We start from the raw sequence: 20,981 nt of genomic DNA on the forward strand, positions 1-20,981 counted from the left end.
TTGTAGAGGCCGACGGTCGCTGTTGCCGTGACCAAGGCCAGCTTGGCGCGGCCGAAAGTCTGGTCGGCTTTGTCCTGCCGTTCCTGCTGGGTTCCCCCGCAGGCCGTCAGCGCAAGCATCATCGCGGCCACGAGGGCCGTTGCCATCTTCTTCATGTCGACTTCCTTTCGGGGGTGGTAGACTTCAGGCGCTGCGGCGGAACGGATGGACGTGCATCTCGTCGTGAGTAGAGGTTCGAGTCCTCGATGCCTGAAGGCATGCTGGTGGCGGCGAAAACGACGAGATTAGTTCGAGTACCTTGGGCCCAAGGGAAAGAGAGCCGGTATCAAGCCCCGGCCCGCAGCTACTTCTTCGACTTCTCGACGAGCTCGTCGCCCTTCGGGGTGACCGCCACGACCGTCACATCGGGGATGCTCTCGACCTTGCGGATCTGGGCCGTCGGGCTGGCGCTCCGACTGGCGCGCAGGGCGTTGATGATCGGCAGCAGCGCCGCGATGGCGCCGACCACGATGCCCAGTCCCTCGCCCAGCTGCTTGACCAGCTCGATCACCTTGTCGGCGTCTTCCTGGCCCATGAAACCGAACGCCACGGCAACCACGGTCCCGGCGCCGACGGCGGTGTAGACATGCCGCATGAAGGCGGCGACTTCGTCCTTGCTCCACATCGTCGCCCCCTCAGATCAGGCCGTAGTCGTTGGCGGCCTTCTTGCGCCAGCGCTCGGCGACGCAGTAGCCGTTGGAGCCGCCGGCCTCGTTGGTATTCCCCTCCACGCAGCGGATCGTGGTGCCGTCATCGGCCAGGACGATGCCGACATGGATGTGTGAGTGCTCGCCACCCCGCGCGCCGGGCACGAAGAACATCGAGCCCGGGGGCACGATCTCCTTCAGGGTGGCGCCGTTGCGGAACTTGCCGGCGCGACGCGCCGAATCGGCCACCCAAGGCACGTAGTAGGACGGCGAGCCGCCGGCATCGGTCAGGGGGAACGGCAGCGGCACGTTCAATTCGCGCGAGGCCGCAAACCACGGCTCGTTGGCGAAGGCCTGACACCACGGGAAGAAGCCGACGACGGACTGGTCGAGTCCGCGACCGTAGTGGCGCACCCACGCGCCCCGGTTATCGCCGCCGACCTCGCGCGCCTTGGCCGCAAGGTGCTGGCGGGCCACGCGACACACGCGCTCGCCGAACTTATCGGGCATCGACGAGACGGCCGTCGCGGCAGCCAGCGGGGCCACGAGGGCGCCCCAGGTTTCATTGTCGACGGAGCCTTCGTTGTGGTCGCGGAGGCAGGATCGTGATCTCGACGCCGACATCCCAGGTGGCCTTGTTGACCACGGTGAGGCCGACGTCGCGCACCAGAGGCGAGGCCGAGACGGCGTGATAGATGTAGCCGCCCGGCGTGCCGGCGCTGGCGAAGGCTTCGGGCGCCAGCTGGATGCGGGCGCGATAGCGGTCGTCGGTCTCGCCGTCGGCACGGGCGGTATGCGAATCGCCCAGCCGGTCAAGGAACGGGCCCGTCGCGAAGGCCAGCAGTACCGCAGCCTGGGCGTCATCGATGGCGCTGCGGACCAGCAGCTCACGGTAGCCGCTGGACTGTTGCAGCACCCGGGACGGATCGGTTTCAAGCATTTCGACGTCGAACGGGACGCCTGCCGAGGTGAACCTGGCCTTGAGATCGGCGAGGCGCTCGATCTCGATCTGCGCGAACGAGTGTTCCGGCCACAGCGCGGCGCGGTCGACGCGGCTGAGATCGAGGGCCGTGCTCGAGAATCGCGTCATGCCGACCTCACCGTGATTCCGCTCGCCGCCAGGCCGACACCGATGGTTCGCAGCCCGACCTCCGGCGTGAAGTCGCCGAGGTGCGCGCGAGGCCTGTATGGATGATGTCACGCGCCGGGATGCGCATGGTCTCCTGGTTGAAGCTGTCCAGCGCACCGGGATGGTTGCGGTAGAGGTGATACGCGACGCGCTTGCCCTCCTTGCCGTACTCGATGCCCTGGCGCGCCGTATTGCCGTTGGCGAGTTGCCCGTCGACCAGGCTGTCGAGGTAATCCGGCTCAAGCACCTGCACCTGAAAAGGCAACGCGAGACTGCGATCCGACGACCAAAGCCGCCTCACCAGCACCTCTCCGCTCTCGACGAGGCACCGCATCACCAGCCCCTGCACGCCGTAGAGGTCGTGTTGCCCCAGGACGTCGAAGGACGTCGTTTCGAGGTGACGCTTGATCAGCTTGCGGATCCGCTCGGCCCGCGGCTCGCTCCGCGACTTCACCGTCGGGACGATGCCGGCGCCGATGACGTTCTGGTCGATGATCTGGACGGCGCGGGCAGCTATCGGGTTGTTGCGCACCATGTCGCGGCTGATGCCGCGGAGCCTGACTTTCGCCCCGGCGATCTCGGCGTTGGCATCGGTGGCCGCGACCCACTCGGCGTGATAGACGCCCTTCTTCGACTTGATCGGCTTCCCGGTCTTCGGGTCAACCGGACCCCAGTCCGCGAACTCCGGCACGTTCTCAATGATGAGCCGGTCGACCATCAGCTCGGTCAGCCAGGTCACGACGTGCCAAGGGTCCATCCGCTGCTGATCGGAGGTCGGACGGCCGCCACGCGCGCGGCTGTGATAGGTGCAGGTCGGTGAGGCCATCAGGAGGTCGAGGTGGCCGCCGGGCACGCACTCGATTGGGCGCGCAGAGGCGACATCCTGGCAGTAGTGCCGCGCCTCGGGGTGCATGCGCTTGTGGGTCTCGATGGCGCGATCCCAGTGGTTCACGCAGACGAGATCCATGTCGCGGCCGAGGGCTTCAATGGCTTGGCGGGCGCCAGTGCTTGATCCGCCAGCACCACAAAAGAGGTCGGCCACACGAATTTTCCGCATCACTTCCCGCCCCTCATCAGCGCGCACGCCAAAACCAAGTCAAAGTCGTCTTCCGGCTGAGCCCACCACTCCGCTCGCAGCAGCCCGAGCAGCCGGCGGGCCTTGATCGCGGCGAAGTGGTTGGCGGCGGAATCGGTCATGAGAGCACCACGTCAATTCCGTGCACGGACTTCATCAGGTGCCGCTTGATCCGGCTGACCGGCGTGTCGCGGCCTTTGGCGTCCTCGACGATGAAGCGACCTTTCTCGACGTCGAAGTACCGGAAGTCCGCGACGTAGCGGATTGCCGGCTTCTTGCGGGTCTCCCCGGCCAGGGTCACCCCCGGCGCGAGCACGAACCTCACCTGCCGTTCGAGCTGGCTGATCTTCCGGCCACGCAGTAGCGCTTGCAGATCATCCCAGCGATTTGCCTCGCGCTTGCTGTCGAAGGTGATGCCGCCCGACACGGTCTTGCGGGCGCCGTACTTATTGCGCTGCATCGGAGGTCCTTTCCTTGAGGCGTTCGGCAACCAGCCGGACCAACTCGCGCTTCTTGCGTTCCTTCTGGCCCGGCCGCGCATTGCGCACGGCCAGGAGGGCGGCCCGGTATTCGGCATCGCCGCGCGATGCCGCCATGATCTGCTTTCCGGTCATGCGCGGGCCCGTTCGCCTAGAGGCCCAGCTTCTCGTCGAGCGAGGTCTTCGGCTTGTCCTTCTCGCCCATGAACATGTCGGGTTCCGGCACGACGAGGAGAACCGGACGCTCAACGCTGTCGATCACGATCAGGCGCTGCGGATCGTGGCGCGAGACGTCGACCTGAAGCTGCATGCCGTCCTTGACCTGCACCTTGACCAGCTTGCCGTGGATCGTGGGGAAGCCCTTCGACGCGATGATGCGCACGGCTTCCTGCACGAGATGCTCGGCGATCATGGTGCAGCCCTCGACCTGGTCGCGCTGCTCATCCGGCGACATCATCGCCCAAGGCTTCGGCAGGTTGCGGACGCGATCCAGGAGGGCGTCACGTAGATCGCCCACCCACCACCAAGACCAGTCGATCACGCCCGTCAGCTTGAGCCCGACGAACAGCACGCCCAACAGGCCGAGAACGCCGATGCCGCCCGAAGACGTAGCCTCGCTCTTGTTGTTCATTTCCCCTCGCTCACGAGCGCCCGTTTGAGCGCCGCTATGGTTTCCTGATGGTTCGCGAGATCGCTGCGGCCGGCTGCCTCAAGCAACGCCTTGCAGAGCTCGTCATCGCGCAGCATGGCGACGGTGTGCCGCCAAGTCGGGCCGTGTGCGCCGTCTTTCCAGTTCTCGATGGTGCGTGGCGAGATACCTAGGCGGCGCGCCAGAGCCTGCGGCGCGAAGTTGCGCAGAGCCGCGCCCCAAGCGCCCGCCAGATCGTAGGTGTTCTCAAGCGCGATACTCACTTTGACGCTCCGAAACTTGTTACGCGTTGATTCTTGCCCGGACACTGATGACCTCCATGCGCGACGTTGCGTGCATGGAGAGCAGCCGAACCAAGGAGAACCGAACCGGGCGCATGACGCGCCTCAGCGACATCATCGTGGGCCGCGTCCTGCCAGGGATTAGGCGGCGCCACGAAGAATTCAGCGCCCCGGCGTCGAGCGTCAGCTCCGCCAGGGGTGAGCGGGTCGAGCCCGCAGGAGAAGACGGGGCGGCGCCCGCCACGGGTAAGACGCCGCCCCTGCGCAGCACTGCCAACGAGGGGGAAGGCAGGCGCAGCATTCGAGTTCGAGAGACCGCGGCACCCCCGCCGCGCCCGGCCGAAACGGCGAAAAGCCCCATGCCCCCGCGCGCCGTCTCGGCCGTTCACTTCGCGCCTCCGTCGAGCACGGCGACGACCGCATCGAACTTCGACCGCCAGTCGGCGTCGTGTTCGTAGAGGTCCTTGGCCCGATCGATGCCTGCAAGCACGGTCGAATGATCGCGGCCACCCAGGATGCGCCCAATCTTCGGAGACGAGAATTTCAACATCAGCCGCAACAGGTGGAAGCAAGCAAATCGGGGACGACTAATCCGCTTCGAGCAGCGTGGAGAGTGCAGATCAACGACCGGGATGCCCCAAACGGCGGAGACCGCTTCGATGATCGCAGAGGCGGTCATCCGCCTGCCGTTTGCTTCGCATGTAACGATCTCTCGGGCCTCGATCGGCAATGGCGAGTGAGGCGCCGGAATCGACTGGACGACGGGCTTTGTCGCTTCTGCCGATGCGATCTTGCGTTGGCCGCTCTTGAGATCGACCGTGATCTCATGCGTCTTGGCATGCCGGTAGCGCGGAGCCTGGCCGAGTATCCGGCGACGATGCGAGGGCGGACAGATCGCCAGCACGCGGGCGCGTTGGGCGACGAGGTCTTCGTAGTGGCCGCTGGAGGCTTGGCGGATGAAGGACATTTATCGCCCCCCGCGCTTGCGGGAGAAGTCCACGACCAGCGCGTCCTTGAGTCGCCGTTCCCGCACCTTGGCGTTCGCAGCTCTGGCGCCCCGCAGCGCACCTTCGCGATAGCCGGACGGCAAGTTGCGCATTGCATCGAACACCGTGCCGACGGAGCGCGGCGGGTTCTTGGTGGTGGCAAAGCGTTCGCGCGCGGTCGACATCAGGCGCCGCCCTTCTCGTCCAGCAGATCGCCCAGCAGCTCGCGCCGTGCCGGGCGTTCTTCGCAGGCCACGAACCGCTCCAGCGCCGCTATGGCCGACGGCTCCCGCCCCGTCACGACGCCGGCCGCGATGAGGCGGTCACGCGCTGCGGCTTGCTCGGGATCAGCCGGCGCCGGCGACATCGGGGCCAGCAGCTCGGCTAGGGTGCGGCGGGGGATGGCGTTCATGTCCGCACCGTCGCGGCGCTGATGACGATGCCGTCACGCTGGACGTCGATGCCGAGGGTCAGGGCGACCTCGTCGTCCGTCCAGACGTGCGGCTCCTCGTGCGGGATGCCTAGGGTGGTGGCGAGCTGGCTCCGGCTGGGCGATTCGCGCTCCAACGCATCGAATGCCTCGCCGATCGTGTCGAACCTGCGCAACTCGAAGCGCGGCCAGACCGGCGAGATCTCCGTCAGTTCGAAGAAAGGCTTATTGAACACGACCCTCGGCAGCGGGAACTTCTTGATCGTCGAAACGCGCGACGGCGTCGCCTGCGCTGCCGCCGCCACAGCCAGCGGCGCCACCAGCGGCAGCGCGAACAGGGCGCGGCGGGCGAGCGGGCGCATCAGGCGGCCTCAGACTTCGCCAGCAGATACGCGCGGATTTCCTTGGCGTGCGCGCGACATCCGGCGGCCATTTCGTCGAGCTGTTCGGCCCGCAGCAGCAACTCCGACGCGCTGCATTGATCGACCGGCACCAGCACAACCTCGCCGTCGCGCTCCATCGGGTAGGCTTTGCAAAGATGCGTGAACCCAGGCAGCACGAGTTGTGCGGGCGTCTCGTCTGTGGCCTTCCACTTGCCGAGGACTTCCTTCGCGATCCGGCGAATCTCGTTGTAGGCGCAGACGCGATAGAACTCAGCGTCGTCGCCCTCGACCTTGCTCTTCGTTTCGAGAATTCCGACCGCAACCCAATCGGCGCGGATCGCCACACCGGCGGAAATCTTTTCCTCGATGACGGCGCGAACCTCGGTGCGGATGCTGGTGTCGCTCATGCGCTAGATCCTCGTGATAATGCGGTCGGTGATCGCGTCGATTGCCGCGATCGCCTTGCGCAGACGGGCTCGTTCAGCTGGCGTGAGGACAGGAACCGCGCTGTCGTGCCTGAGCGCCGCGAGATCGCGCGCCACCTGTTCCCATCCGCCGACGTAGTGCAGCGCGAGGTTGAATTCGTCTGGAGCCCTGCCCTTCAAGTCGATGACGGGACGGGGCGCAGCCTTCTTGCCCTGCTCTGCCAAGGCGGTGACGGTCGGAGGCCTGGGGCTTTCGACCTGGCGCTCAAAGTCAGCGGCTGGAACGTTGGCGACGCGGATGGCCTGCTTCGCCTGATGCGGCGACATGCCGACATCGCGGGCCGCCCGGTTGCGTGTAACTTCGGGAGGGCGACCACCCGAAGTAAGGTCGCTCCGCGCGCCCTGCTGCGGTTCGATTTGCTTCAGCAACTCGCCGCACCGGCGGATCGCGCGGTCACGAATGCGCGTCGACTGCCGCATCATTTCGTCGTCGTTCGCCTGCTTGGCGTAGGACGCGAGCGCCTGGGCCTTGTCCGCCCAGTCCTTGCATTCGTCGATGGAGACGCAGTTCGCGAGCGCGGCCTTCGCGGCTTCATAGCTGGCCGGCAGGCTGGCCTTCGCCGTGTTCACGTGCGCGGGGAGTTTGGCGACGTGGCCGAGGGGAGCCGCGTGGATCATCACGCCGCCTTCCGCTTCTTCGGCGCGGGCAGCGGGTCGCCGACGCGCCAGTCGCGGGGGATCAGCTTCTCGATCTGCAAGACCGTCGAGCTTGACGGCAGCCAGTCCGCCTCGAACAGGCGGGCAAGCGTACCGCGACTCAACCCTGCCTCAGACGCCAGCCGGCCGGCGGTCCAACTGTTGGCGCGGGCAAAGGCTCGGATCCGGGCAAGCACTGCAAGCTGGGTGGCGGGTGTGTCCATGCATTGAGCATCGTCGATTATTTTCGACGCGTCAACGGTTGACCGTCGAAATCGTTCGCCGCGCATATTTTTCGACGCTGCGCCAAAGTGTTAGCGATGCCCTACGACAGCGAACAACGGCGCCAGGCGCTTCGGAACTTCATGAAAACCCACAACTTGCAGCCCAAGGCTTGGGCTCGCGCGGCGGGTCTGAGCGAAAGCGCCCTGTGGCCTTTCCTCGGCAAGAAGGTCAATCCGACGGAAGCTCTGACGGACGACACCTACGAAGCTCTCGCTGATGCCGCCAGTGAGCTGCTCGACACAAGGATACGGGCCGCCCAGCTACGCGACGAGGCCCCTTGGACCGCTGATATCAGGATCGAATCCTACGTCGGCGCTGGCGATGAAGTGCAAATGATCGGTGTCGACGGTGGTCTTGGTACCACGGCAGCGCCGCCCGGCTATGAGGGTGGTGGCGCGGTGATTGTCCGGGGCGACTCAATGCAGCCCGTCTTCAATAGCGGGGACTTGCTCTTCTTCCAGAAGCGCGAACCACCCTCCGTGGCCAATCCCGCCAAACCCCTGATCGTCGAGGTTCGCGGCGGTCCGCTGTACGTGAAGAAGGTGTTGAAGGGTTCGAAGCGCGGGCACTTTCACTTGTTGAGTATCAATCCCAACACGCCGGTCCTCCAAGACCGCCCGGTGATGTCGATTGCCAAGATCGGCTGGGTGAAACCCGCCGAATAGGTGCCCCATGCCCGACGACCCGCAATTCTACCCCCTTCCCCGGATCGCCGCCGACGACTTCGCCGAGTTCGCCGAGATCCTGGCCGATGATGAGGATTTTCCCAACAACCACTGGCGTTGGGAGCGGATGCTAGACGCCCGCAAGGTCGAGCTGGCCGAGGAAGGATACACGGCCAGGCTTCTCGACGTGCGGCCGGCCGGGTTCCGGCGGTTCCTCAAGGAGAGCGGCGGGTCGCCGAGCATGAATGGGCTGGCGGCCTATGCGGCGTTGCTGGCGGCATACAAGCGGTGAGGTCGTGATGGCGAAGGGCTGGCAAATCGTTGTGGCGACCGAACGCCTGGGCGGCAGCGATCCGGACGTCGAGCACTTCATCGTCGCTGTCGCCGATAGCGAGCGTGCCGTCGAGGTCCTGCGGAAGCGGAAGAAGCTGACACCGGACCAGAAGACGCTGGTGTTCGGCGAGGCAGCCGACATCCTGCTGGATTTCCTCAATGCCAAGCGGGGCGAGGTCTACGCCGTCGCAGTGGTGATGTGATGGGGCGGGTGGCGCTGCTGGCGACGTACAGGCGGTGAGATCAGAGCAAAGGAGCCGAGATGCCGAACGAGGAAAAGAAGGACGAAGAAAAGAAGCCACAGGAGCCGGCGAAAGGTGAGGCGCCGAAGGGTCCGCCGCCGGACTGGGACAACGTGAAAAGCAACGATCCTCGTGGGCGCAAGACTCGCTAAAGCCCCGCCCAGACAGCGGCCCCGCCCGCCACAGCAGCAACCGCCGGCGACGCAATGGCGCAGATCTTGGCGAACCGAAGCATTCGCGCTGTGCGGGCGTTCAGATCGTTGTTGTTGACCTGCTTCTCTCGCAGGTTCCGCATGTAGGATCGGAATACTTCGCCGGCGCTTTGGTTGGCGGCCCACTCCCAGAACTCTGCGCCCCTGCCTTGGAGATTAATCTTGCTTGTCGCCATCGCGCGGAAGCATAGCCACGCCGCCAGGATGAGGCAGACCGTTGCTGCGCCGAGCGCCACGCCGACCACCTTCGGTATGGACGGGTTGACGGAGAACGAAGCCACGGCGCCCGATGCTGTGGCGATCCCGAGGGGGATGTACAGCCTCAACAACCCCAACGCCTGGGTATCCGTAAAGAGGATCAGGTTGACGACGGCGGCGTGGCGGGCGCGGGCGTCATCTAGACCGACCTTGAAAAGGTCTCCGCTGATATCGGGCATACAGCAACGCTACACCAACTGTAGCGCGCCGTCACTTCCGCCGCTCCGCCCGCCACACCCACGCCGGGTCAGTCACGCGAAAGATCGATCTCACGAGAGTCGCTGATCCAGAGCGCTTTTGCCGCTGACGATTGGAGTGGCGCCGTGCACAGGGACAGGCGCGCCGGCTGCGGTGTTCGCCCGAACCTGATCGAGTTCATCCCATAGCGACTTGAAGCCGATCCGCAGGTCTTCTCGCTCGCCCCTAATTTCCGCCAGCACTGCCGTCTTGTGGTCTTCGATTGCCGCCACGACACCGCCCGCCCCTACCAGAGCCAGGCCGCCGATCAACAGGGCGCCGCCGATCGTGGCAAGCAACACCTTCTCATTCAGCAAGCCGATGTTCAGGACGCGCTCTCCAGGAGCGGCGCCACCCATGCCGAAGGCGGCCACCGCGGCGACAACGCCGATCAGGACCAAAATAATTCCAAACGCCCTCATGGCTGCCCCCTCTGCTTCTGCCGCCACTCCCACGCAGGCACGCACCCGTGCCCGTGAACGCCTGCCCCGCCCGCCTTCGCCCGCTCTTCCTGGCCGACATAATCGCGGCTGTACCGCACGAACGCCCAGGCGTAGCCGTCGCGCACCATGATCGCCCCAAGATCCTCGCCCCCTGCCCGGCAGACGGCGACCGTTCGGCCATAGCGGTCGGTATCCTTCCGCTCACAGATTACGTTCCGCCCCGCTATCAGCGCCTGCAGGTGCGTCGTCGCCAGTCGTCCCGCCGGCCAGCCGTCCGGGCAGTCCTGCTTCGTCTCGGGCGCGTCGATTCCGTGCAGGCGATAGATCGTGCCGTTGAGCTTGATCGTATCCCCGTCGGTGATGATCGGCTGGGCGGCGACCGGAAGGGCGACCAGCATCAGCACGGAGATCAGCCGGGACACCCTCAACACGCGCACCCCGGCGCGCTCCGGCACGTCGACTTCTTGCTGATGCAGGTGTTCCCGCACGGCTGGCCCTTCGTACAGCGCTTGCAGCAGGATTTCTGCGCCAGCTCCAGCCACTCGGTCTGCGGCGGCGGCGCATCCTTGACCGGCCAGGGCGTGAAGTTGGCAGCCAAGGCGGGGGTCGTGAGGAGGGTGAGGGCTGCGATCCAGAATGCGCGCATAGTTATCTAGCCCGCACCGTGACTTCGAGAACCTTCTCGTTCCGGAGATCGTACTTGCAGCGCGCACTTGAGTTCACCATCGCGCCAAAGCCGTTCTGAAACTGCACCTCGTTGTCGAAAAGGATCGCGTATCCCGACGATGGGCCAGTGTCTCCGGGCAGGAATTGCCCGAAGACCCGGTGAGTCCAGCCACCCCAGTTTGGCTTTCCGTATTTGGCGAGGCGCCCGGCGGCGATCTGGCAGGCCGTCCGAATCTCGATGTACTTCCGATAGGTCTCCGCGAGTTGCTTGTTGTCAGCGCACTTCGACCAGTCGTCCCGGCAGGCTTGTTCGTTGATTTCTCTAGGCTTTTGCCCAGCACGCTCCTTCGTCAACCGGTCCACCTCATCTTCAAGGGACTCCGGGAATTGCACTCGCCCTGCCGCCTCCGCTTTCGGGTCGACCGAAATCTCCTGAGCGCTCGCGTCGCTGCACAGCGCGGCGAAGATGACCAGCGCCGCCACTTGATTCCACAACATTGATCCTCCTTCGCCCCGCCCAAGCGTCAACGCCACGGCCGGAGCGAGCAAGTGAAGCTCGCAAAACAACCTTTCGGCTTCTTGCCTGAAGACGCTTCACAATAATCGTCTATTTTTTTCGACGATCAGTTGACGTCGTCGAAAATATTCGACACTCTCTTCCTCACCGGCCCACCCGCCGCCCGAGGAGACCATGCCCACCACCCCCGCCCTGAAGCCCTTCAACGGCACGATCACCGGCTGGCGCCGCGTCGAGTGCCAGCGCGAACGCGGCCTCGGCTGGTTCGTCGAGGGCTGGAATGCCGACCACCCGACCAAGCCGGCCGCCGACGTCACAACCAGCGAGGTCGTCTCGTTCGACGAGGCCACGGGCGAGATCGAGACGATGAACAGCCGGTACCGCTTGGGCGGGCCGGCGGTCGAGAACTGAGAGGAGCTAGCATGTCCGAGACGACCACCCTCAGGATCGGCACCACGGTCCGGCATGCCCGCCGCAATGCGGTCGGCACGATCCAGAACATCAGCTATCCGCTGCTGCCGGGCCGGCCAGCAAAGTACGACGTCCGCTTCCCGAACAATCCGACGGCGCCGTGCTGGTGCTTTGCTGACGACCTGACGCCGACCGCCATTCCGCAGCCGCGCATGGTCTGGCCGCCGGAGCGCGCCGGGCAGCCGGTCGACATGACGCCGGTGGTCGCCTGATGCCCGCCTCCCTCTCCCCGGTCTATCCGTCGGGCTTCTCGACGCGGGACGACACCTACAGCTTCACGGTGAACGACCTCCGCGGGAATGCGCACGCGCTCGGCACGACGCACATCGTGTTGAGCATGCCGATCATCCGTGTCGGTCTCGTGCCGTTCATGCTGCCGATCGCCGAGGCGAAGGCGATGGCCGCCGCGATCGAGGCAGCCGTGACACACGCGGAGAACGTGCTGCCGACCGGACTGGGCGAATCGACGGTGACGCCATGATTGACCACAGCGAAATTTCGCTGGCGGCGGCTCGCGTGCTGGCGAAGCGATCACATGCGGAGGCACGCCTCATCGTGTCGCAACTTAGGCCGGATGTAGTGGTCGAGATATGCCATGGCTTCGTCGCCTGTGAGGCTGCGGCGAAGTCATATCAATGGCAACCGATTGAGACCGCGCCGACGAAAGAGGACGTGCCGTTCCTCGTCATGACGCCCGGCAATGGCGTCGCGCGCTTCCTGATCCTGCAGGTCACCCGCTTTCAAGGCGCTCTGTATCCCGACCACAAGGACGGCACGGTTGGCTACGACGACGCTGTCACGAACGCGACGCACTGGATGCCGGCGCAAGAGGTGACGGCATGACGACCGCCCCCGACCCCATCATCCTAGAAACCGCGGTCACCCGCATGGAAACCGAGATCGCGCTGTTCCCGGAGGCCGAGTTTCCGGTCGATCACGCGCATGCACGCGCGATAGGGGCTGCGGTGCGCGGATATCAGGCGATGCGGGCCGCGCTGTTGCAGGCGGCCATCGAGCTTGGGGGCGCCGCCGATCGAGCCGTCAAACCCGACCACCTGCTGTCTTCCGATCTTCGCAATGCCGAAGCTCGCGCCCGCGCCGCCCTCAAGCCGACAGGCCCGGCATGAGCGCGCGCCTCGACCACGCCGAGTATCTGGCCGGTTACCTCGCAGGAACCGACGCGGTTCCCGTCCGGACCTACTACGCCAACCACGAGCCTCACTATGCCAGGGGCGTCCACGCCGGGCTGGTCGCCGACTGGTGCGGCGTCGATCTGTCGGGAGGTTGGCTGTGAGCCGCGCCCGGACATGGTTGCTGATTGGCCCGGCGATGATTTTGGGCGGCCTGATCTTGATGGTGGCCTTCGGACCGCGCGCCGGTCGCGCAGCACAGGAAGGCCTCGACGAGCCCGCCGACCCGCTGCGGACGCACATCGTCGTGGTCTGCCCGCCGGCCGAGCCCTGCAAGCCGCGCGGCGTGCCGGTCAGCAAGGTTGCCTGCGACATGGACCTCCGCGGCGTTGCGATTGTCGTCGCGAGCGGGACGCGGACGCGATGCGACCGGGTGGCCAAGCCATGAGCGGGCACACGATGTCGGATGACGAATGGAACGCCATGACAGACCAGCAGTGGCTGCAGCATCGGCTTGACCGATGCACCGCCTGTGGCTGGACGGCCAACAAGGAGCGTTATGAACGCATCCTGGCAGCGTTCTCGACCTCCTCCGCCACTGACGCCGATCTCCCCGCATGGCGTCCGATGGCCACTGCCCCGCGCGACGGCTCTCCGTTCTGGGGAAAGGTCGGGAGCGATGCCATCCGCATGCTCTGGCACGACGAATTCAAGGCGTTCGTGTCGTCGTGGAACCAGATGCAGATGCACAACGGCTGGACGTTCGACGATGGCTCGACCGTCCGCAATCACTCGCCAGTGAAGCACGAGCCCGAGGCGTGGATGCCGATGCCCGAGGGGTCGAAGCCATGACGACCGACGCTTTCCTGACCGAGACGCAGACCCTTTTCACGGCGCGTCTCAACGCCAGCCATCCCATCGCGGCCGAGGCGCTTCGCCCGGACATCCGCAGGCTTTGCAGGTCGAGGAACGCGGCAATCGCGACGGAGGCCGGTCGGCTGTTCGGGGCGCTGGAGCGGCGGCGGCTTGGTGATGGGGATGCTGCGTGACCTGGCGCACGAACGACACCGGCCTCACCGCCGGCCACCTGCCCTACCGGATCCTGGCCGACGACCTCAAGGGCGTGCGCGGTCCGCTGGTCGCCGCCGTGATGGTCGACGGCAACGAGCATGTCGTCCGCTACGGCGCCGATGGCGTCCATGGCGGGGTCCCGCAAGGCCGCCAACGAGCCTTTCCGGGAGATGATCGCGGCGAACGATGGATTCTTCCACGCCATGATCACGCCCATCGACAATCTCAACAAGAAGCTGAACGTCGAGTATCTGACACCCTACCAGCGGGAGAAGGCCGACCGGGAAAAGCGGCGCCGCGCCGAGGAAGCCCGCGCTGCCGAAGAGGCGCGCAAGGAGCAGGAGCGCCTCAAGCGTGAGGAGGAGAAGCGGCTCGCCGATGCCAAGAAGGCTGAGGAAGACGCCCGTCGCGAGGCCGAGCGGGTCGAACGCGAGCGCCGCGAGGCCAAGGCGCGCGCCGAAGCCGAAGCCAAGGCTGAGATCGAGAGGGCCGAGCGGGAGAAGCGCGAGGCTCGTCAACGTGAACTCGACGCCAAGGCCGCGCAGGACAAAGAGGCTGCCGACAAGGCGAAGGCCGAGAAGGCCGCCGCCGACCAGGCCATTGCCGACGCCAAGGCCAAGCGAGACCGCGAGGCCGCTGAGGCGAAGGCGAAGGCCGACCAGGAGAAGCGCGACGCCGCAGCCGAGATCGAGCGTGCGAACGCCGAGCGCCGCGAACAGCAGCGCATCGCCGACAAGGCGCGCGACGATGCCGCCGCGGCGGCGCAGCGGGCCAATGCAACCAAGAAGGCCGCCGGCGCCTCGCAAGCCGAGATGTCGCGCATCCGAACCGACCTCGGTGCGATCTCATCCCTGCGCACGGTGTATGAGCACGAGGTCACGGACCACGCCAAAGTGCCGCGCCAGTATTGCCGGGTCGATGACGGCCTCATCGCCAGCGCGATCCGGGCGGCCACGGTCGAGGGCAAATGCACGCTCAAGATTCCCGGCGTGCGGGTGTTCCCCAAGACTGACTCGGTGACGCGCTGATGGCCCGCTGTCCGACTTGCGGCCGCGCGGTGCCGTCCATCTTCGAGCATGTCGATGTCGACTGCGAGACCTGGGGTGATCGCGGCACGCCGGAAGGCGACGCGGCAGAGGCCGCCTACAACGCCAAGCAACAGGAGCGGGATCAGACATGGACACGCTAGCCGACATCGCCGAGAGCCGCGGCATTGGCGACAACAATCCGCCGGGCAAGGTGGAACTGGAGCGAGCCGCCGAGCTCGTCACGAACGCCACCGAATGGGTCGATGGCCGCTGGCAAGCGCGACTGGAAGTCGGTTCGGTAGAGTCGCCATCACCTTCACCGTCGAGCGGCGAAACATCGACGCGGCGAGGGCGGCATGAGCGAGAAGGAAGATCAGGAGAACGTGATGGAAAAGGCAGTAGAGGCGGCACGCGAACACATGCGGAAGTGGAATTATATCGGCGTGGTTGGCGGCGAACCTGACTCGGTTCGATTCGCCCGCGCCCTCCTCTCCTCTTCCGAGCGGGTGAAGGAGCTGGAGAGGGCGCTAAAGGCCGCAGCGGAGACCTGTCAGGTGTTCCTCGACGACTGCGGCGACGTTCGCGACTTCACCACCCAAGCCGACATCAACGACTGGCTTGAGCTTCTCAAGCTCCTCCCCACCCCCAGGTCCTGACATGAGCGAGAACAGCGAGACAGAACTGAAGCCGTGCACGCTGTCGAACATTGTGGACGTCGCGTTGCAAGACGCGATGGTCGATTTCCCCGGCGGGTCGAACTACGACGACGAACTCTTCGTCAAATCCCTCGCGGGTAACGGCTACGAGATCGTCCCTATTCGCCGCCCCCTCCCCTCTGAGGGCCGCAGACTGGGGTTGGAAGAGGCGGCGAAGGTGGCGGATGAAATGGCGGATAACGAACGCGAAGAAAAACTCGCCGACAAGGAAGCGGAGGGCAAAGACTACGACCCCTATTCCTACGGCGCTGGCTTTTTGGATGGGGCTTGGGTAACGGCGCGGAATCTCGCCGCCGCCATCCGTTCCCTCTCCCATGACGGGAAAGCGCCAGACAAGGAAGGAGAGGCGGGATGAGCGACCCAGCCCATGCTGGAAAATGGACTGTCACATCTGCGTCAAATGACGGGAAGCTGTTCGTGCTCCGATTCGAAGGACACCCCATCGTCGAGATGAAGCCGGCGGCGCCCGGACATATCTTCGATACTTCGGCCATGATCGCCGCAGCGCTGAACCTTCTCGACCGGCGTTCGCAACCACCGGCGGCCGATGAGGACGATGACCCGGTCTTGATCTCGACGCCGAACACACCGGACTGGGAGGCCCGCGGAAGGGTTCACGACTGGCGGAACTACGTCGGGAGGCGGACCCGTGCGATCTGGGATTCTCTGACGCCCGCCGAGCAGGTTGCCATCGCCCGCGACGCGCAGGAGCGCGCCGACCAGGAACATTGGGATTAGCGCCCATGACCGCCGCCACGATGCTCGCCATGGGCTACCACAACAGGAGGACGACACGATGAGCGCCAAACTGACGCCAGCACAATTCAACACGCTGCAGTTCATCGAACAGGGCGGCGGCAAGACCGGCCTGATGACAATCCATTGGCGCAATCGCCACCACCAGTCATTGATCCGGAAAGGTCTGCTCCGCCTGCGCACGGACCCGTTCAAGACGAAGACGGATTACATCTATGGCTGGGTCACGGCGGCGGGCCGCAAGGCGGTGGCGGGCGCGTCGGCCACCTTGCGCGCGAAGGCCGAGGCCGCGTCGGATCGCGACTATGAGAAGTACGTGCGCGAGCTGGAGGCTGGCGGCGATGAATGACGAGCATCGCGTGCTCGTCTGCGGCGGGCGCACCTACCGCGATATGCGCGAGGTCTCCCGCGTGCTCGACGGCCTCGCCCCGAAGCCGACCTTGATCATCCACGGTGGCGCGTTCGGCGCGGACTCGTGCGCGTCCGAATGGGCCTACAAGCGCGGCGTGCCGGAGCAAAGGTTTGCGGCGGACTGGAAGACGCACGGTCGCGCCGCGGGACCGATCCGGAACCAGCAGATGCTCGACGAGGGCAGGCCCGATCTGGTCGTGGCTTTCCCCGGCGGGACTGGCACGGCTGACATGGTGCGGCGCGCCAAGGCGGCCGGCGTTCGCGTGATCGAGGTGCGATAACCCATGCTCCGCCTCGCCCACACCGACGCCAGCCAAGACGACGACACCGAGGAATCGGTGACCGTCGCCGAGGCCGCGCGCCGGCTGGGCTGCGCGACATCGACGGTGCGGGCGCTGATCGATTCCGGCGACCTGACCGGCCATCGTGTCGGCAAGGGCACCAGCCCTCGCGGCGTGCGGGTCCACGCCGCCTCGATCCGCCACTACAAGGGCCGCAACACGCTGGGCCCCGCCCAACGGCCGACGCCGGCACCCGCCGAAAGCGGCCGGCAATCCGCCAGCCCAGGCGCCGCCGAGGCGCGGCGGTATTTGCGCGCGATGGGCATGCTGTAATAGCGTCCGGCCGGTGACGGTCTTTCAGAACAGGCAGCGCAACGGCGAGTGGCGCTACGACTTCCGGCTGAACGGCGTCCGGCATCACGGGCCGTGCGTCGACCCCGTAACGGGCCGCCCGGCGCGTAGCGAGAAGGAGGCGCGCGAGCATGAGGCGCTGGCCCGCGGACGCGCTCGAGCTGGTCAGACGGCCAGTCGATCGATCTCTCGCCCGGGCAGCTTCACGTTCGGCCAGGCCGTCGCTCTCCACATCAAGTCTCAGGTCGGGAGTTCCGCCCAGCACGTCGCCAACCTCAAGCTCTACGGGCGGGAGCTGCTCGTCTTTTTCGGCGCCGACACGCCGGTCGCCGGCATCGGACAGGAGCGGGTCGACGCCTACCGCGTCCATGCGTCCGAAGCCCCGGTGCAGGTCTGGCGTGGCGGACCTCGCAAGCGCGACAAGGCGCCGGGCAAGGCTGGTAAGATCGAGCGGAAGCGATCGCCGGCCAGCGTGAACCACCGGCTGAACTGCCTGCGGGCGGCGTTCACCCAGGCCCACCGGATCAAGGATCCCGTGAGCGGCCAGCCGATGTTGCCGTTCCCGCCGGAGGTCAAGCCGGTGCCTGCGCCGAAGCGGAGGCCGGCACCGATGCCCGATGCCGAGCTGTTCGCGCGTCTAGCCAAGGCGCCGCCATGGGTGATCGACGCCCTCGACCTCGCCCGCTACTTCGGCCTCCGGCGCGCCGAGGCACTGTCGGTCACGCTGGCGCATATCGATCGGGAGGAGCGTGCGCTGCGGTTTTCCGGCTCGACGACGAAGAGCCGGCGCGACGAGTTCGCACGGCCGGTGCCAGGCGGATGGGAGGTCTTGAACCGGCTGGCACGGCAGGCGCGCGCCCGTGGCGTCCAGCATCTCGTCACATGGCCTGGCCGGGCGCACTGGCGGGCGTGGCTGGACGGCAAGAAGCCGAAGGATGTCGAGTGGGTGCCGCTTGCCAGCATCCGGCGATCATGGGGCACGACAGCAAAGGCGGCCGGCGTCGCGCGAGGGCACCGCGTCCACGACGTGCGCGCCCGCTATATCACCGAGGTCGCCAAGGTCGCCTCTTCGGCCACGACGCAGGAGGCCGCCCGGCACCAGGATCCGGCTACCACGGCGCGATACACGGCCATCGCAGGGGCGGAAGTCGCGCGCGCCCTCGAGGCCGTGCCGCGGCCCAAGAAACGAGCCTAGCGTGTTTGGAGATCGGTTTGGGAAAGGGTGGGTCGTTTGGGAGTATTCCGGGGCACTTCCTGTTGACGATATTCAATGAAATCAACCACTTATGAAACGGGCTGTAGCTTCGGGAGCTAGGGGCCGGAGGTTCGAATCCTCTCGCTCCGACCAATCGGCGAGGCCGATGCCAATGGCATCGGTTACGAGAGAACGGCGGACCCTGGGGTCCGCCGTTTTCGTTTCAGGGCGCCGCTATTTCTTCGGCAGGATGGCGATGTCGATGACGGTGCCGCCCAGACCTTCGATCTTGGCCACGGGCGTCGCCTTGCCGCTCGCCAGATCGACCGACCAGAGCTGGTCGCCGGTCATGGCCCAGCCTTCGTTCTTCGCGCCGTCCGACCAGATGTCGAAGGCGATCGCGTCGACCTTCGGGCCGAGTGCGCCGACCGTGTTGAGGATGCCGTCGTTCGGCGGCGCCTGCTTGACCAGGGCGCCCGTCGTGGTGTCGACGTTGAGGAGCGTCGTTTCCTTCGTTCCCTTGACCGAGTTGGTGTAGGCACCGGCCATGACCTTCGGCGCCTTGCCCTTGTTGGCATCGGCGTCGGCGTACTTCAGGCCGCCGTCCTTGATGACCTTGCCGTCGTCGACGTTGACGCGCAGGTTGGTGCCGTCGCTGCCGATGACGCGCAGCCGGTCGGCGACCGGATTGAAGTCGACCGTCGCGGCCGAGCCGGCCGGCAGCATCGTCTCGAGCTTCGACTTCTTCGTGGCCTTGCCATCCATCGCGATCGTGTAAAGCGTGCCGTCCGCGGCCAGCGCGTAGAGCATGCCGTCGGCCGGCCGCACGTCGATGCCGACCAGCGGGCCCGCAACGCCCTCGACTTTCATCTTCTTCGTCGCCTTCTTCGCCGAGGTGTCGACGATGGCGATCGTGTCGTTTCCGATCAGGGCGGCGACGTCCGCCGCCTGCGCCGTACCCGTCAGCGCCACCAGGGCGGTCGAAGCCGCCAGGAATGCCTTCACTGTCATTGGGTCTCTCCATCCGTTGCCGACCCATAAGCGGGTCATGCAGCGGATACCGGCCGACCGGTGCGATTGGATGCAGCGCCCGAAAAAAGAATCGAGATTGCATCTCGGATGCATCCAATCGCCGGTTTCGGAAGTATTCTTGAAGAAGTCGCAACGGCGTCGACCGGCGCGAACGACCACAGGGAGGTAGGCCAGGAAGCGATGGCGGCAGTTTTGTCCTCCGATCAGTCGGCGCTCGAAGCGGAAGTTTCGGCCGCGATCGTGCGATGCGCCGCCGGCGAGTCGTCCGCTCTGCGCGTCATTTACGATCTCGAGGCTGCCCGCATGGTCGGCGTGGCGATCCGCATCCTGCGCCGCCGGGATCTTGCCGAAGAGGCAACGCACGACGCCTTCATGCGCATCTGGCGCAGCGCGCGCAGCTACGATCCATCGCGCGGCTCCGCGCGCGCCTGGATCTTCACGATCGTGCGGAACCAGGCGCTGACCATCCTGCGCGACGAAGGGCGTTTTGGCACCGATGAGCCGGCGGACGGCGACTTGCCGGAGCCTGATTCGGCACTATCGCGCCTCCCTGAGTCCAGCGCCTTGCGGCACTGCCTGGAGCAGCTCGATACGGGCCGCCGCAATGCGATCGTCCTGGCCTATGTGCACGGCTTCAGTCACGGCGAGCTGGCGGGGCGCCTCGGCATGCCGCTCGGCACCATCAAGAGCTGGATACGCCGCGGACTCGTCTCCCTGCAGGAGTGCCTGGGATGACGCCCGACCGCGACGACCGAATCCACGCCGCCGAATTTGTCCTGGGCCTGCTGGAGCCCGACACGCACGCTGCGGCAGAGCGCCGCCTCTCCTCCGATCTCGGCTTCGCCCGCGAGGTCGCGGCCTGGCGGACACATTTCGCGGCGTTCGACGACACCGCAGATCCGGTCATGCCGCCGGAACAGCTGTGGCGCCGCATCGAGGCCGGCATGGGCACGGCGGTTCCCACTCCGCCGGAGACGCCGAACGGCCTTCTGCCCCGGTTGTGGAACAGCCTCGGCGCGCTGCGGATCGCGGCGCTGTCCGGGGTCATCGCCACTCTTGCCCTCGCGGTCGTGACCACGGTGACCGTGCGGCACGCCCAGGAGGTGGCGGCCCGCAAGCCGGTCTATGTCGCCATCCTGGTCGACGATGCGACGCGCCAGGCCGGCGCCATCGTGAACGCCTTCGCCAATGGCAGGGTCGAGATGATCCCGCTCGTCGACATTACCGTACCGGCCGGCCGCTCCTTGCAGGTCTGGACGCTCTGGAATCGCGAGGTCGGCCCGCGATCGGTCGGCCTGCTCGACCGCGCCCGCGCGACATCTCTCGATCTCGAGCGGCTGCCGACCACGGCCGCCGACCAGCTCTTCGAGATCACGCTGGAACCGTCCGGTGGTTCGCCGACCGGCCGCCCGACGGGACCGATCCTCTACAAGGGCACAACGGCGCGGACGCTGTAGTCGGC

At 66.2% G+C, this 20,981-nt stretch carries 45 protein-coding genes; 24 read left to right on the forward strand and 21 right to left on the reverse strand.

Annotated elements, in window-relative coordinates; translation table 11 throughout:
• Window positions 1-343: 343 nt before the first annotated feature.
• The 16 genes from ACT6UX_RS09785 to ACT6UX_RS09860 all read right to left on the reverse strand — a co-directional run bounded on the left by ACT6UX_RS09785 (window position 344) and on the right by ACT6UX_RS09860 (window position 7,443).
• Window positions 344-664: a hypothetical protein gene (locus ACT6UX_RS09785; RefSeq protein ID WP_444774962.1), complete on the reverse strand. Its 321-nt coding sequence runs from the start codon at window positions 662-664 to the stop codon at window positions 344-346.
• 10 nt (window positions 665-674) lie between these two features.
• On the reverse strand, window positions 675-1,232 hold the full coding sequence (locus ACT6UX_RS09790; RefSeq protein ID WP_444774963.1) for a hypothetical protein: 558 nt from the start codon (window positions 1,230-1,232) through the stop codon (window positions 675-677).
• 16 nt (window positions 1,233-1,248) lie between these two features.
• Window positions 1,249-1,776, reverse strand: a complete 528-nt coding sequence (locus ACT6UX_RS09795; RefSeq protein WP_444774964.1) for a baseplate J/gp47 family protein — start codon at window positions 1,774-1,776, stop codon at window positions 1,249-1,251.
• A 7-nt stretch (window positions 1,777-1,783) separates the two neighbouring features.
• A complete protein-coding gene (locus ACT6UX_RS09800) occupies window positions 1,784-2,872 on the reverse strand; it encodes a phage portal protein (RefSeq protein ID WP_444774965.1) in 1,089 nt (362 codons plus the stop codon).
• Window positions 2,872-3,012: a hypothetical protein gene (locus ACT6UX_RS09805; RefSeq protein WP_444774966.1), complete on the reverse strand. Its 141-nt coding sequence runs from the start codon at window positions 3,010-3,012 to the stop codon at window positions 2,872-2,874. Before ACT6UX_RS09805 ends, ACT6UX_RS09800 begins: the two co-directional genes overlap by 1 nt.
• Window positions 3,009-3,350: a DUF1064 domain-containing protein gene (locus tag ACT6UX_RS09810; protein ID WP_444774967.1), complete on the reverse strand. Its 342-nt coding sequence runs from the start codon at window positions 3,348-3,350 to the stop codon at window positions 3,009-3,011. Before ACT6UX_RS09810 ends, ACT6UX_RS09805 begins: the two co-directional genes overlap by 4 nt.
• Window positions 3,337-3,504: a hypothetical protein gene (locus tag ACT6UX_RS09815; RefSeq protein ID WP_444774968.1), complete on the reverse strand. Its 168-nt coding sequence runs from the start codon at window positions 3,502-3,504 to the stop codon at window positions 3,337-3,339. Before ACT6UX_RS09815 ends, ACT6UX_RS09810 begins: the two co-directional genes overlap by 14 nt.
• A 16-nt stretch (window positions 3,505-3,520) precedes the next feature.
• Window positions 3,521-4,000, reverse strand: coding sequence for a hypothetical protein (locus ACT6UX_RS09820; RefSeq protein WP_444774969.1), 480 nt, complete (start codon window positions 3,998-4,000; stop codon window positions 3,521-3,523).
• The gene (locus ACT6UX_RS09825) at window positions 3,997-4,281 is read right to left on the reverse strand and encodes a hypothetical protein (protein ID WP_444774970.1); all 285 of its coding nucleotides are present in this window, start codon (window positions 4,279-4,281) and stop codon (window positions 3,997-3,999) included. The genes ACT6UX_RS09820 and ACT6UX_RS09825 overlap by 4 nt, the downstream gene beginning before the upstream one ends.
• Before the next feature lie 403 nt (window positions 4,282-4,684).
• Complete coding sequence (locus ACT6UX_RS09830; protein ID WP_444774971.1) at window positions 4,685-5,266, reverse strand: helix-turn-helix domain-containing protein; 582 nt, start codon at window positions 5,264-5,266, stop codon at window positions 4,685-4,687.
• On the reverse strand, window positions 5,267-5,470 hold the full coding sequence (locus tag ACT6UX_RS09835) for a hypothetical protein (protein ID WP_444774972.1): 204 nt from the start codon (window positions 5,468-5,470) through the stop codon (window positions 5,267-5,269).
• A complete protein-coding gene (locus tag ACT6UX_RS09840) occupies window positions 5,470-5,697 on the reverse strand; it encodes a hypothetical protein (protein WP_444774973.1) in 228 nt (75 codons plus the stop codon). Before ACT6UX_RS09840 ends, ACT6UX_RS09835 begins: the two co-directional genes overlap by 1 nt.
• The gene (locus ACT6UX_RS09845; RefSeq protein WP_444774974.1) at window positions 5,694-6,077 is read right to left on the reverse strand and encodes a hypothetical protein; all 384 of its coding nucleotides are present in this window, start codon (window positions 6,075-6,077) and stop codon (window positions 5,694-5,696) included. Before ACT6UX_RS09845 ends, ACT6UX_RS09840 begins: the two co-directional genes overlap by 4 nt.
• The gene (locus ACT6UX_RS09850; RefSeq protein WP_444774975.1) at window positions 6,077-6,505 is read right to left on the reverse strand and encodes a hypothetical protein; all 429 of its coding nucleotides are present in this window, start codon (window positions 6,503-6,505) and stop codon (window positions 6,077-6,079) included. Before ACT6UX_RS09850 ends, ACT6UX_RS09845 begins: the two co-directional genes overlap by 1 nt.
• A gap of 3 nt (window positions 6,506-6,508) precedes the next feature.
• On the reverse strand, window positions 6,509-7,204 hold the full coding sequence (locus ACT6UX_RS09855) for a hypothetical protein (RefSeq protein ID WP_444774976.1): 696 nt from the start codon (window positions 7,202-7,204) through the stop codon (window positions 6,509-6,511).
• Complete coding sequence (locus ACT6UX_RS09860) at window positions 7,201-7,443, reverse strand: helix-turn-helix domain-containing protein (protein WP_444774977.1); 243 nt, start codon at window positions 7,441-7,443, stop codon at window positions 7,201-7,203. The genes ACT6UX_RS09855 and ACT6UX_RS09860 overlap by 4 nt, the downstream gene beginning before the upstream one ends.
• A 96-nt stretch (window positions 7,444-7,539) precedes the next feature.
• On the opposite strand from ACT6UX_RS09860, the gene ACT6UX_RS09865 reads away from it, so the two are divergent.
• From ACT6UX_RS09865 to ACT6UX_RS09880, 4 genes are read left to right on the forward strand one after another with little or no spacing between them, the layout of a single operon-like run.
• Window positions 7,540-8,169: a S24/S26 family peptidase gene (locus ACT6UX_RS09865; RefSeq protein WP_444774978.1), complete on the forward strand. Its 630-nt coding sequence runs from the start codon at window positions 7,540-7,542 to the stop codon at window positions 8,167-8,169.
• Window positions 8,170-8,176: 7 nt separating this feature from the next.
• Entirely contained in the window at window positions 8,177-8,461 is a 285-nt protein-coding gene (locus ACT6UX_RS09870; RefSeq protein ID WP_444774979.1) for a hypothetical protein, read from the forward strand.
• Window positions 8,462-8,468: 7 nt separating this feature from the next.
• Window positions 8,469-8,705 carry a hypothetical protein gene (locus ACT6UX_RS09875; RefSeq protein WP_444774980.1) on the forward strand — a complete coding sequence of 79 codons (237 nt, stop codon included), beginning with the start codon at window positions 8,469-8,471 and terminating at the stop codon, window positions 8,703-8,705.
• A gap of 59 nt (window positions 8,706-8,764) precedes the next feature.
• Complete coding sequence (locus ACT6UX_RS09880; protein ID WP_444774981.1) at window positions 8,765-8,896, forward strand: hypothetical protein; 132 nt, start codon at window positions 8,765-8,767, stop codon at window positions 8,894-8,896.
• Here ACT6UX_RS09880 and ACT6UX_RS09885 read toward each other — a convergent pair.
• The 4 genes from ACT6UX_RS09885 to ACT6UX_RS09900 form a co-directional block, all read right to left on the reverse strand.
• The gene (locus ACT6UX_RS09885) at window positions 8,893-9,393 is read right to left on the reverse strand and encodes a hypothetical protein (protein WP_444774982.1); all 501 of its coding nucleotides are present in this window, start codon (window positions 9,391-9,393) and stop codon (window positions 8,893-8,895) included. The two genes, ACT6UX_RS09880 and ACT6UX_RS09885, sit on opposite strands and share 4 nt — an antisense overlap.
• Window positions 9,394-9,483: 90 nt before the next feature.
• Window positions 9,484-9,873: a hypothetical protein gene (locus tag ACT6UX_RS09890; protein ID WP_444774983.1), complete on the reverse strand. Its 390-nt coding sequence runs from the start codon at window positions 9,871-9,873 to the stop codon at window positions 9,484-9,486.
• A complete protein-coding gene (locus ACT6UX_RS09895) occupies window positions 9,870-10,436 on the reverse strand; it encodes a thermonuclease family protein (RefSeq protein WP_444774984.1) in 567 nt (188 codons plus the stop codon). Before ACT6UX_RS09895 ends, ACT6UX_RS09890 begins: the two co-directional genes overlap by 4 nt.
• Before the next feature lie 106 nt (window positions 10,437-10,542).
• Window positions 10,543-11,058: a hypothetical protein gene (locus tag ACT6UX_RS09900; protein ID WP_444774985.1), complete on the reverse strand. Its 516-nt coding sequence runs from the start codon at window positions 11,056-11,058 to the stop codon at window positions 10,543-10,545.
• A 193-nt stretch (window positions 11,059-11,251) separates the two neighbouring features.
• Here ACT6UX_RS09900 and ACT6UX_RS09905 point away from each other — a divergent pair, with 193 nt between their 5' ends.
• From ACT6UX_RS09905 to ACT6UX_RS09990, 18 genes are all read left to right on the forward strand, one after another.
• Entirely contained in the window at window positions 11,252-11,488 is a 237-nt protein-coding gene (locus ACT6UX_RS09905; protein ID WP_444774986.1) for a hypothetical protein, read from the forward strand.
• Between the two features lie 11 nt (window positions 11,489-11,499).
• A complete protein-coding gene (locus ACT6UX_RS09910; protein WP_444774987.1) occupies window positions 11,500-11,760 on the forward strand; it encodes a hypothetical protein in 261 nt (86 codons plus the stop codon).
• The gene (locus ACT6UX_RS09915) at window positions 11,760-12,029 is read left to right on the forward strand and encodes a hypothetical protein (RefSeq protein ID WP_444774988.1); all 270 of its coding nucleotides are present in this window, start codon (window positions 11,760-11,762) and stop codon (window positions 12,027-12,029) included. Before ACT6UX_RS09910 ends, ACT6UX_RS09915 begins: the two co-directional genes overlap by 1 nt.
• Window positions 12,026-12,391: a hypothetical protein gene (locus ACT6UX_RS09920; RefSeq protein ID WP_444774989.1), complete on the forward strand. Its 366-nt coding sequence runs from the start codon at window positions 12,026-12,028 to the stop codon at window positions 12,389-12,391. Before ACT6UX_RS09915 ends, ACT6UX_RS09920 begins: the two co-directional genes overlap by 4 nt.
• On the forward strand, window positions 12,388-12,675 hold the full coding sequence (locus tag ACT6UX_RS09925; RefSeq protein ID WP_444774990.1) for a hypothetical protein: 288 nt from the start codon (window positions 12,388-12,390) through the stop codon (window positions 12,673-12,675). Before ACT6UX_RS09920 ends, ACT6UX_RS09925 begins: the two co-directional genes overlap by 4 nt.
• On the forward strand, window positions 12,672-12,842 hold the full coding sequence (locus ACT6UX_RS09930) for a hypothetical protein (RefSeq protein WP_444774991.1): 171 nt from the start codon (window positions 12,672-12,674) through the stop codon (window positions 12,840-12,842). The genes ACT6UX_RS09925 and ACT6UX_RS09930 overlap by 4 nt, the downstream gene beginning before the upstream one ends.
• Window positions 12,839-13,126 carry a hypothetical protein gene (locus ACT6UX_RS09935; RefSeq protein WP_444774992.1) on the forward strand — a complete coding sequence of 96 codons (288 nt, stop codon included), beginning with the start codon at window positions 12,839-12,841 and terminating at the stop codon, window positions 13,124-13,126. The genes ACT6UX_RS09930 and ACT6UX_RS09935 overlap by 4 nt, the downstream gene beginning before the upstream one ends.
• The gene (locus ACT6UX_RS09940) at window positions 13,123-13,530 is read left to right on the forward strand and encodes a hypothetical protein (RefSeq protein WP_444774993.1); all 408 of its coding nucleotides are present in this window, start codon (window positions 13,123-13,125) and stop codon (window positions 13,528-13,530) included. Before ACT6UX_RS09935 ends, ACT6UX_RS09940 begins: the two co-directional genes overlap by 4 nt.
• Window positions 13,527-13,727 carry a hypothetical protein gene (locus ACT6UX_RS09945; protein WP_444774994.1) on the forward strand — a complete coding sequence of 67 codons (201 nt, stop codon included), beginning with the start codon at window positions 13,527-13,529 and terminating at the stop codon, window positions 13,725-13,727. Before ACT6UX_RS09940 ends, ACT6UX_RS09945 begins: the two co-directional genes overlap by 4 nt.
• Window positions 13,728-13,847: 120 nt before the next feature.
• Window positions 13,848-14,777 (forward strand): hypothetical protein, encoded by a 930-nt coding sequence (locus ACT6UX_RS09950; protein ID WP_444774995.1) that lies wholly within the window; start codon window positions 13,848-13,850, stop codon window positions 14,775-14,777.
• Window positions 14,777-14,938, forward strand: a complete 162-nt coding sequence (locus ACT6UX_RS09955; protein ID WP_444774996.1) for a hypothetical protein — start codon at window positions 14,777-14,779, stop codon at window positions 14,936-14,938. The genes ACT6UX_RS09950 and ACT6UX_RS09955 overlap by 1 nt, the downstream gene beginning before the upstream one ends.
• A gap of 195 nt (window positions 14,939-15,133) precedes the next feature.
• Window positions 15,134-15,433 carry a hypothetical protein gene (locus ACT6UX_RS09960; RefSeq protein ID WP_444774997.1) on the forward strand — a complete coding sequence of 100 codons (300 nt, stop codon included), beginning with the start codon at window positions 15,134-15,136 and terminating at the stop codon, window positions 15,431-15,433.
• A 1-nt stretch (window position 15,434) separates the two neighbouring features.
• Window positions 15,435-15,848 (forward strand): hypothetical protein, encoded by a 414-nt coding sequence (locus ACT6UX_RS09965; RefSeq protein WP_444774998.1) that lies wholly within the window; start codon window positions 15,435-15,437, stop codon window positions 15,846-15,848.
• Complete coding sequence (locus ACT6UX_RS09970) at window positions 15,845-16,231, forward strand: hypothetical protein (protein WP_444774999.1); 387 nt, start codon at window positions 15,845-15,847, stop codon at window positions 16,229-16,231. The genes ACT6UX_RS09965 and ACT6UX_RS09970 overlap by 4 nt, the downstream gene beginning before the upstream one ends.
• A gap of 58 nt (window positions 16,232-16,289) precedes the next feature.
• The gene (locus ACT6UX_RS09975) at window positions 16,290-16,598 is read left to right on the forward strand and encodes a hypothetical protein (protein ID WP_444775000.1); all 309 of its coding nucleotides are present in this window, start codon (window positions 16,290-16,292) and stop codon (window positions 16,596-16,598) included.
• Complete coding sequence (locus ACT6UX_RS09980; RefSeq protein ID WP_444775001.1) at window positions 16,591-16,941, forward strand: DUF2493 domain-containing protein; 351 nt, start codon at window positions 16,591-16,593, stop codon at window positions 16,939-16,941. Before ACT6UX_RS09975 ends, ACT6UX_RS09980 begins: the two co-directional genes overlap by 8 nt.
• 3 nt (window positions 16,942-16,944) lie before the next feature.
• Window positions 16,945-17,274 carry a helix-turn-helix domain-containing protein gene (locus ACT6UX_RS09985; RefSeq protein WP_444775002.1) on the forward strand — a complete coding sequence of 110 codons (330 nt, stop codon included), beginning with the start codon at window positions 16,945-16,947 and terminating at the stop codon, window positions 17,272-17,274.
• Window positions 17,275-17,287: 13 nt separating this feature from the next.
• Window positions 17,288-18,487, forward strand: a complete 1,200-nt coding sequence (locus ACT6UX_RS09990; protein ID WP_444775003.1) for a tyrosine-type recombinase/integrase — start codon at window positions 17,288-17,290, stop codon at window positions 18,485-18,487.
• Between the two features lie 234 nt (window positions 18,488-18,721).
• On the opposite strand, the gene ACT6UX_RS09995 is transcribed toward ACT6UX_RS09990, so the two are convergent.
• Window positions 18,722-19,498, reverse strand: coding sequence for a DUF4394 domain-containing protein (locus tag ACT6UX_RS09995; RefSeq protein WP_444775004.1), 777 nt, complete (start codon window positions 19,496-19,498; stop codon window positions 18,722-18,724).
• A gap of 108 nt (window positions 19,499-19,606) precedes the next feature.
• Here ACT6UX_RS09995 and ACT6UX_RS10000 point away from each other — a divergent pair, with 108 nt between their 5' ends.
• Window positions 19,607-20,254 (forward strand): sigma-70 family RNA polymerase sigma factor, encoded by a 648-nt coding sequence (locus ACT6UX_RS10000; protein WP_444775005.1) that lies wholly within the window; start codon window positions 19,607-19,609, stop codon window positions 20,252-20,254.
• Window positions 20,251-20,976 carry an anti-sigma factor gene (locus ACT6UX_RS10005; protein WP_444775006.1) on the forward strand — a complete coding sequence of 242 codons (726 nt, stop codon included), beginning with the start codon at window positions 20,251-20,253 and terminating at the stop codon, window positions 20,974-20,976. Before ACT6UX_RS10000 ends, ACT6UX_RS10005 begins: the two co-directional genes overlap by 4 nt.
• The last annotated feature ends 5 nt before the right edge of the window (window positions 20,977-20,981 follow it).

It is taken from the genome of Reyranella sp. (assembly GCF_052439685.1).
Classification (GTDB): Bacteria; Pseudomonadota; Alphaproteobacteria; order Reyranellales; family Reyranellaceae; genus Reyranella.

Excerpts from the sequence above, each read along its gene's own strand:
- ACT6UX_RS09860 (WP_444774977.1), bottom strand. The coding sequence starts at position 7,443 with ATGGACACACCCGCCACCCAGCTTGCAGTGCTTGCCCGGATCCGAGCC.
- ACT6UX_RS09805 (WP_444774966.1), bottom strand. The coding sequence starts at position 3,012 with ATGACCGATTCCGCCGCCAACCACTTCGCCGCGATCAAGGCCCGCCGG.
- ACT6UX_RS10000 (WP_444775005.1), top strand. The coding sequence starts at position 19,607 with ATGCATCCAATCGCCGGTTTCGGAAGTATTCTTGAAGAAGTCGCAACG.
- ACT6UX_RS09890 (WP_444774983.1), bottom strand. The coding sequence starts at position 9,873 with ATGAGGGCGTTTGGAATTATTTTGGTCCTGATCGGCGTTGTCGCCGCG.
- ACT6UX_RS09850 (WP_444774975.1), bottom strand. The coding sequence starts at position 6,505 with ATGAGCGACACCAGCATCCGCACCGAGGTTCGCGCCGTCATCGAGGAA.
- ACT6UX_RS09900 (WP_444774985.1), bottom strand. The coding sequence starts at position 11,058 with ATGTTGTGGAATCAAGTGGCGGCGCTGGTCATCTTCGCCGCGCTGTGC.
- ACT6UX_RS09835 (WP_444774972.1), bottom strand. The coding sequence starts at position 5,470 with ATGTCGACCGCGCGCGAACGCTTTGCCACCACCAAGAACCCGCCGCGC.
- ACT6UX_RS09960 (WP_444774997.1), top strand. The coding sequence starts at position 15,134 with ATGAGCGAGAAGGAAGATCAGGAGAACGTGATGGAAAAGGCAGTAGAG.
- ACT6UX_RS09810 (WP_444774967.1), bottom strand. The coding sequence starts at position 3,350 with ATGCAGCGCAATAAGTACGGCGCCCGCAAGACCGTGTCGGGCGGCATC.
- ACT6UX_RS09875 (WP_444774980.1), top strand. The coding sequence starts at position 8,469 with ATGGCGAAGGGCTGGCAAATCGTTGTGGCGACCGAACGCCTGGGCGGC.
- ACT6UX_RS09885 (WP_444774982.1), bottom strand. The coding sequence starts at position 9,393 with ATGCCCGATATCAGCGGAGACCTTTTCAAGGTCGGTCTAGATGACGCC.
- ACT6UX_RS09910 (WP_444774987.1), top strand. The coding sequence starts at position 11,500 with ATGTCCGAGACGACCACCCTCAGGATCGGCACCACGGTCCGGCATGCC.
- ACT6UX_RS09840 (WP_444774973.1), bottom strand. The coding sequence starts at position 5,697 with ATGAACGCCATCCCCCGCCGCACCCTAGCCGAGCTGCTGGCCCCGATG.
- ACT6UX_RS09975 (WP_444775000.1), top strand. The coding sequence starts at position 16,290 with ATGAGCGCCAAACTGACGCCAGCACAATTCAACACGCTGCAGTTCATC.
- ACT6UX_RS09905 (WP_444774986.1), top strand. The coding sequence starts at position 11,252 with ATGCCCACCACCCCCGCCCTGAAGCCCTTCAACGGCACGATCACCGGC.
- ACT6UX_RS09845 (WP_444774974.1), bottom strand. The coding sequence starts at position 6,077 with ATGCGCCCGCTCGCCCGCCGCGCCCTGTTCGCGCTGCCGCTGGTGGCG.
- ACT6UX_RS09945 (WP_444774994.1), top strand. The coding sequence starts at position 13,527 with ATGACGACCGACGCTTTCCTGACCGAGACGCAGACCCTTTTCACGGCG.
- ACT6UX_RS09970 (WP_444774999.1), top strand. The coding sequence starts at position 15,845 with ATGAGCGACCCAGCCCATGCTGGAAAATGGACTGTCACATCTGCGTCA.
- ACT6UX_RS09985 (WP_444775002.1), top strand. The coding sequence starts at position 16,945 with ATGCTCCGCCTCGCCCACACCGACGCCAGCCAAGACGACGACACCGAG.
- ACT6UX_RS09950 (WP_444774995.1), top strand. The coding sequence starts at position 13,848 with ATGTCGTCCGCTACGGCGCCGATGGCGTCCATGGCGGGGTCCCGCAAG.
- ACT6UX_RS09930 (WP_444774991.1), top strand. The coding sequence starts at position 12,672 with ATGAGCGCGCGCCTCGACCACGCCGAGTATCTGGCCGGTTACCTCGCA.
- ACT6UX_RS10005 (WP_444775006.1), top strand. The coding sequence starts at position 20,251 with ATGACGCCCGACCGCGACGACCGAATCCACGCCGCCGAATTTGTCCTG.
- ACT6UX_RS09870 (WP_444774979.1), top strand. The coding sequence starts at position 8,177 with ATGCCCGACGACCCGCAATTCTACCCCCTTCCCCGGATCGCCGCCGAC.
- ACT6UX_RS09965 (WP_444774998.1), top strand. The coding sequence starts at position 15,435 with ATGAGCGAGAACAGCGAGACAGAACTGAAGCCGTGCACGCTGTCGAAC.
- ACT6UX_RS09940 (WP_444774993.1), top strand. The coding sequence starts at position 13,123 with ATGAGCGGGCACACGATGTCGGATGACGAATGGAACGCCATGACAGAC.
- ACT6UX_RS09955 (WP_444774996.1), top strand. The coding sequence starts at position 14,777 with ATGGCCCGCTGTCCGACTTGCGGCCGCGCGGTGCCGTCCATCTTCGAG.
- ACT6UX_RS09915 (WP_444774988.1), top strand. The coding sequence starts at position 11,760 with ATGCCCGCCTCCCTCTCCCCGGTCTATCCGTCGGGCTTCTCGACGCGG.
- ACT6UX_RS09820 (WP_444774969.1), bottom strand. The coding sequence starts at position 4,000 with ATGAACAACAAGAGCGAGGCTACGTCTTCGGGCGGCATCGGCGTTCTC.
- ACT6UX_RS09795 (WP_444774964.1), bottom strand. The coding sequence starts at position 1,776 with ATGACGCGATTCTCGAGCACGGCCCTCGATCTCAGCCGCGTCGACCGC.
- ACT6UX_RS09800 (WP_444774965.1), bottom strand. The coding sequence starts at position 2,872 with ATGCGGAAAATTCGTGTGGCCGACCTCTTTTGTGGTGCTGGCGGATCA.
- ACT6UX_RS09815 (WP_444774968.1), bottom strand. The coding sequence starts at position 3,504 with ATGACCGGAAAGCAGATCATGGCGGCATCGCGCGGCGATGCCGAATAC.
- ACT6UX_RS09920 (WP_444774989.1), top strand. The coding sequence starts at position 12,026 with ATGATTGACCACAGCGAAATTTCGCTGGCGGCGGCTCGCGTGCTGGCG.
- ACT6UX_RS09880 (WP_444774981.1), top strand. The coding sequence starts at position 8,765 with ATGCCGAACGAGGAAAAGAAGGACGAAGAAAAGAAGCCACAGGAGCCG.
- ACT6UX_RS09785 (WP_444774962.1), bottom strand. The coding sequence starts at position 664 with ATGTGGAGCAAGGACGAAGTCGCCGCCTTCATGCGGCATGTCTACACC.
- ACT6UX_RS09830 (WP_444774971.1), bottom strand. The coding sequence starts at position 5,266 with ATGTCCTTCATCCGCCAAGCCTCCAGCGGCCACTACGAAGACCTCGTC.
- ACT6UX_RS09865 (WP_444774978.1), top strand. The coding sequence starts at position 7,540 with ATGCCCTACGACAGCGAACAACGGCGCCAGGCGCTTCGGAACTTCATG.
- ACT6UX_RS09980 (WP_444775001.1), top strand. The coding sequence starts at position 16,591 with ATGAATGACGAGCATCGCGTGCTCGTCTGCGGCGGGCGCACCTACCGC.
- ACT6UX_RS09995 (WP_444775004.1), bottom strand. The coding sequence starts at position 19,498 with ATGACAGTGAAGGCATTCCTGGCGGCTTCGACCGCCCTGGTGGCGCTG.
- ACT6UX_RS09925 (WP_444774990.1), top strand. The coding sequence starts at position 12,388 with ATGACGACCGCCCCCGACCCCATCATCCTAGAAACCGCGGTCACCCGC.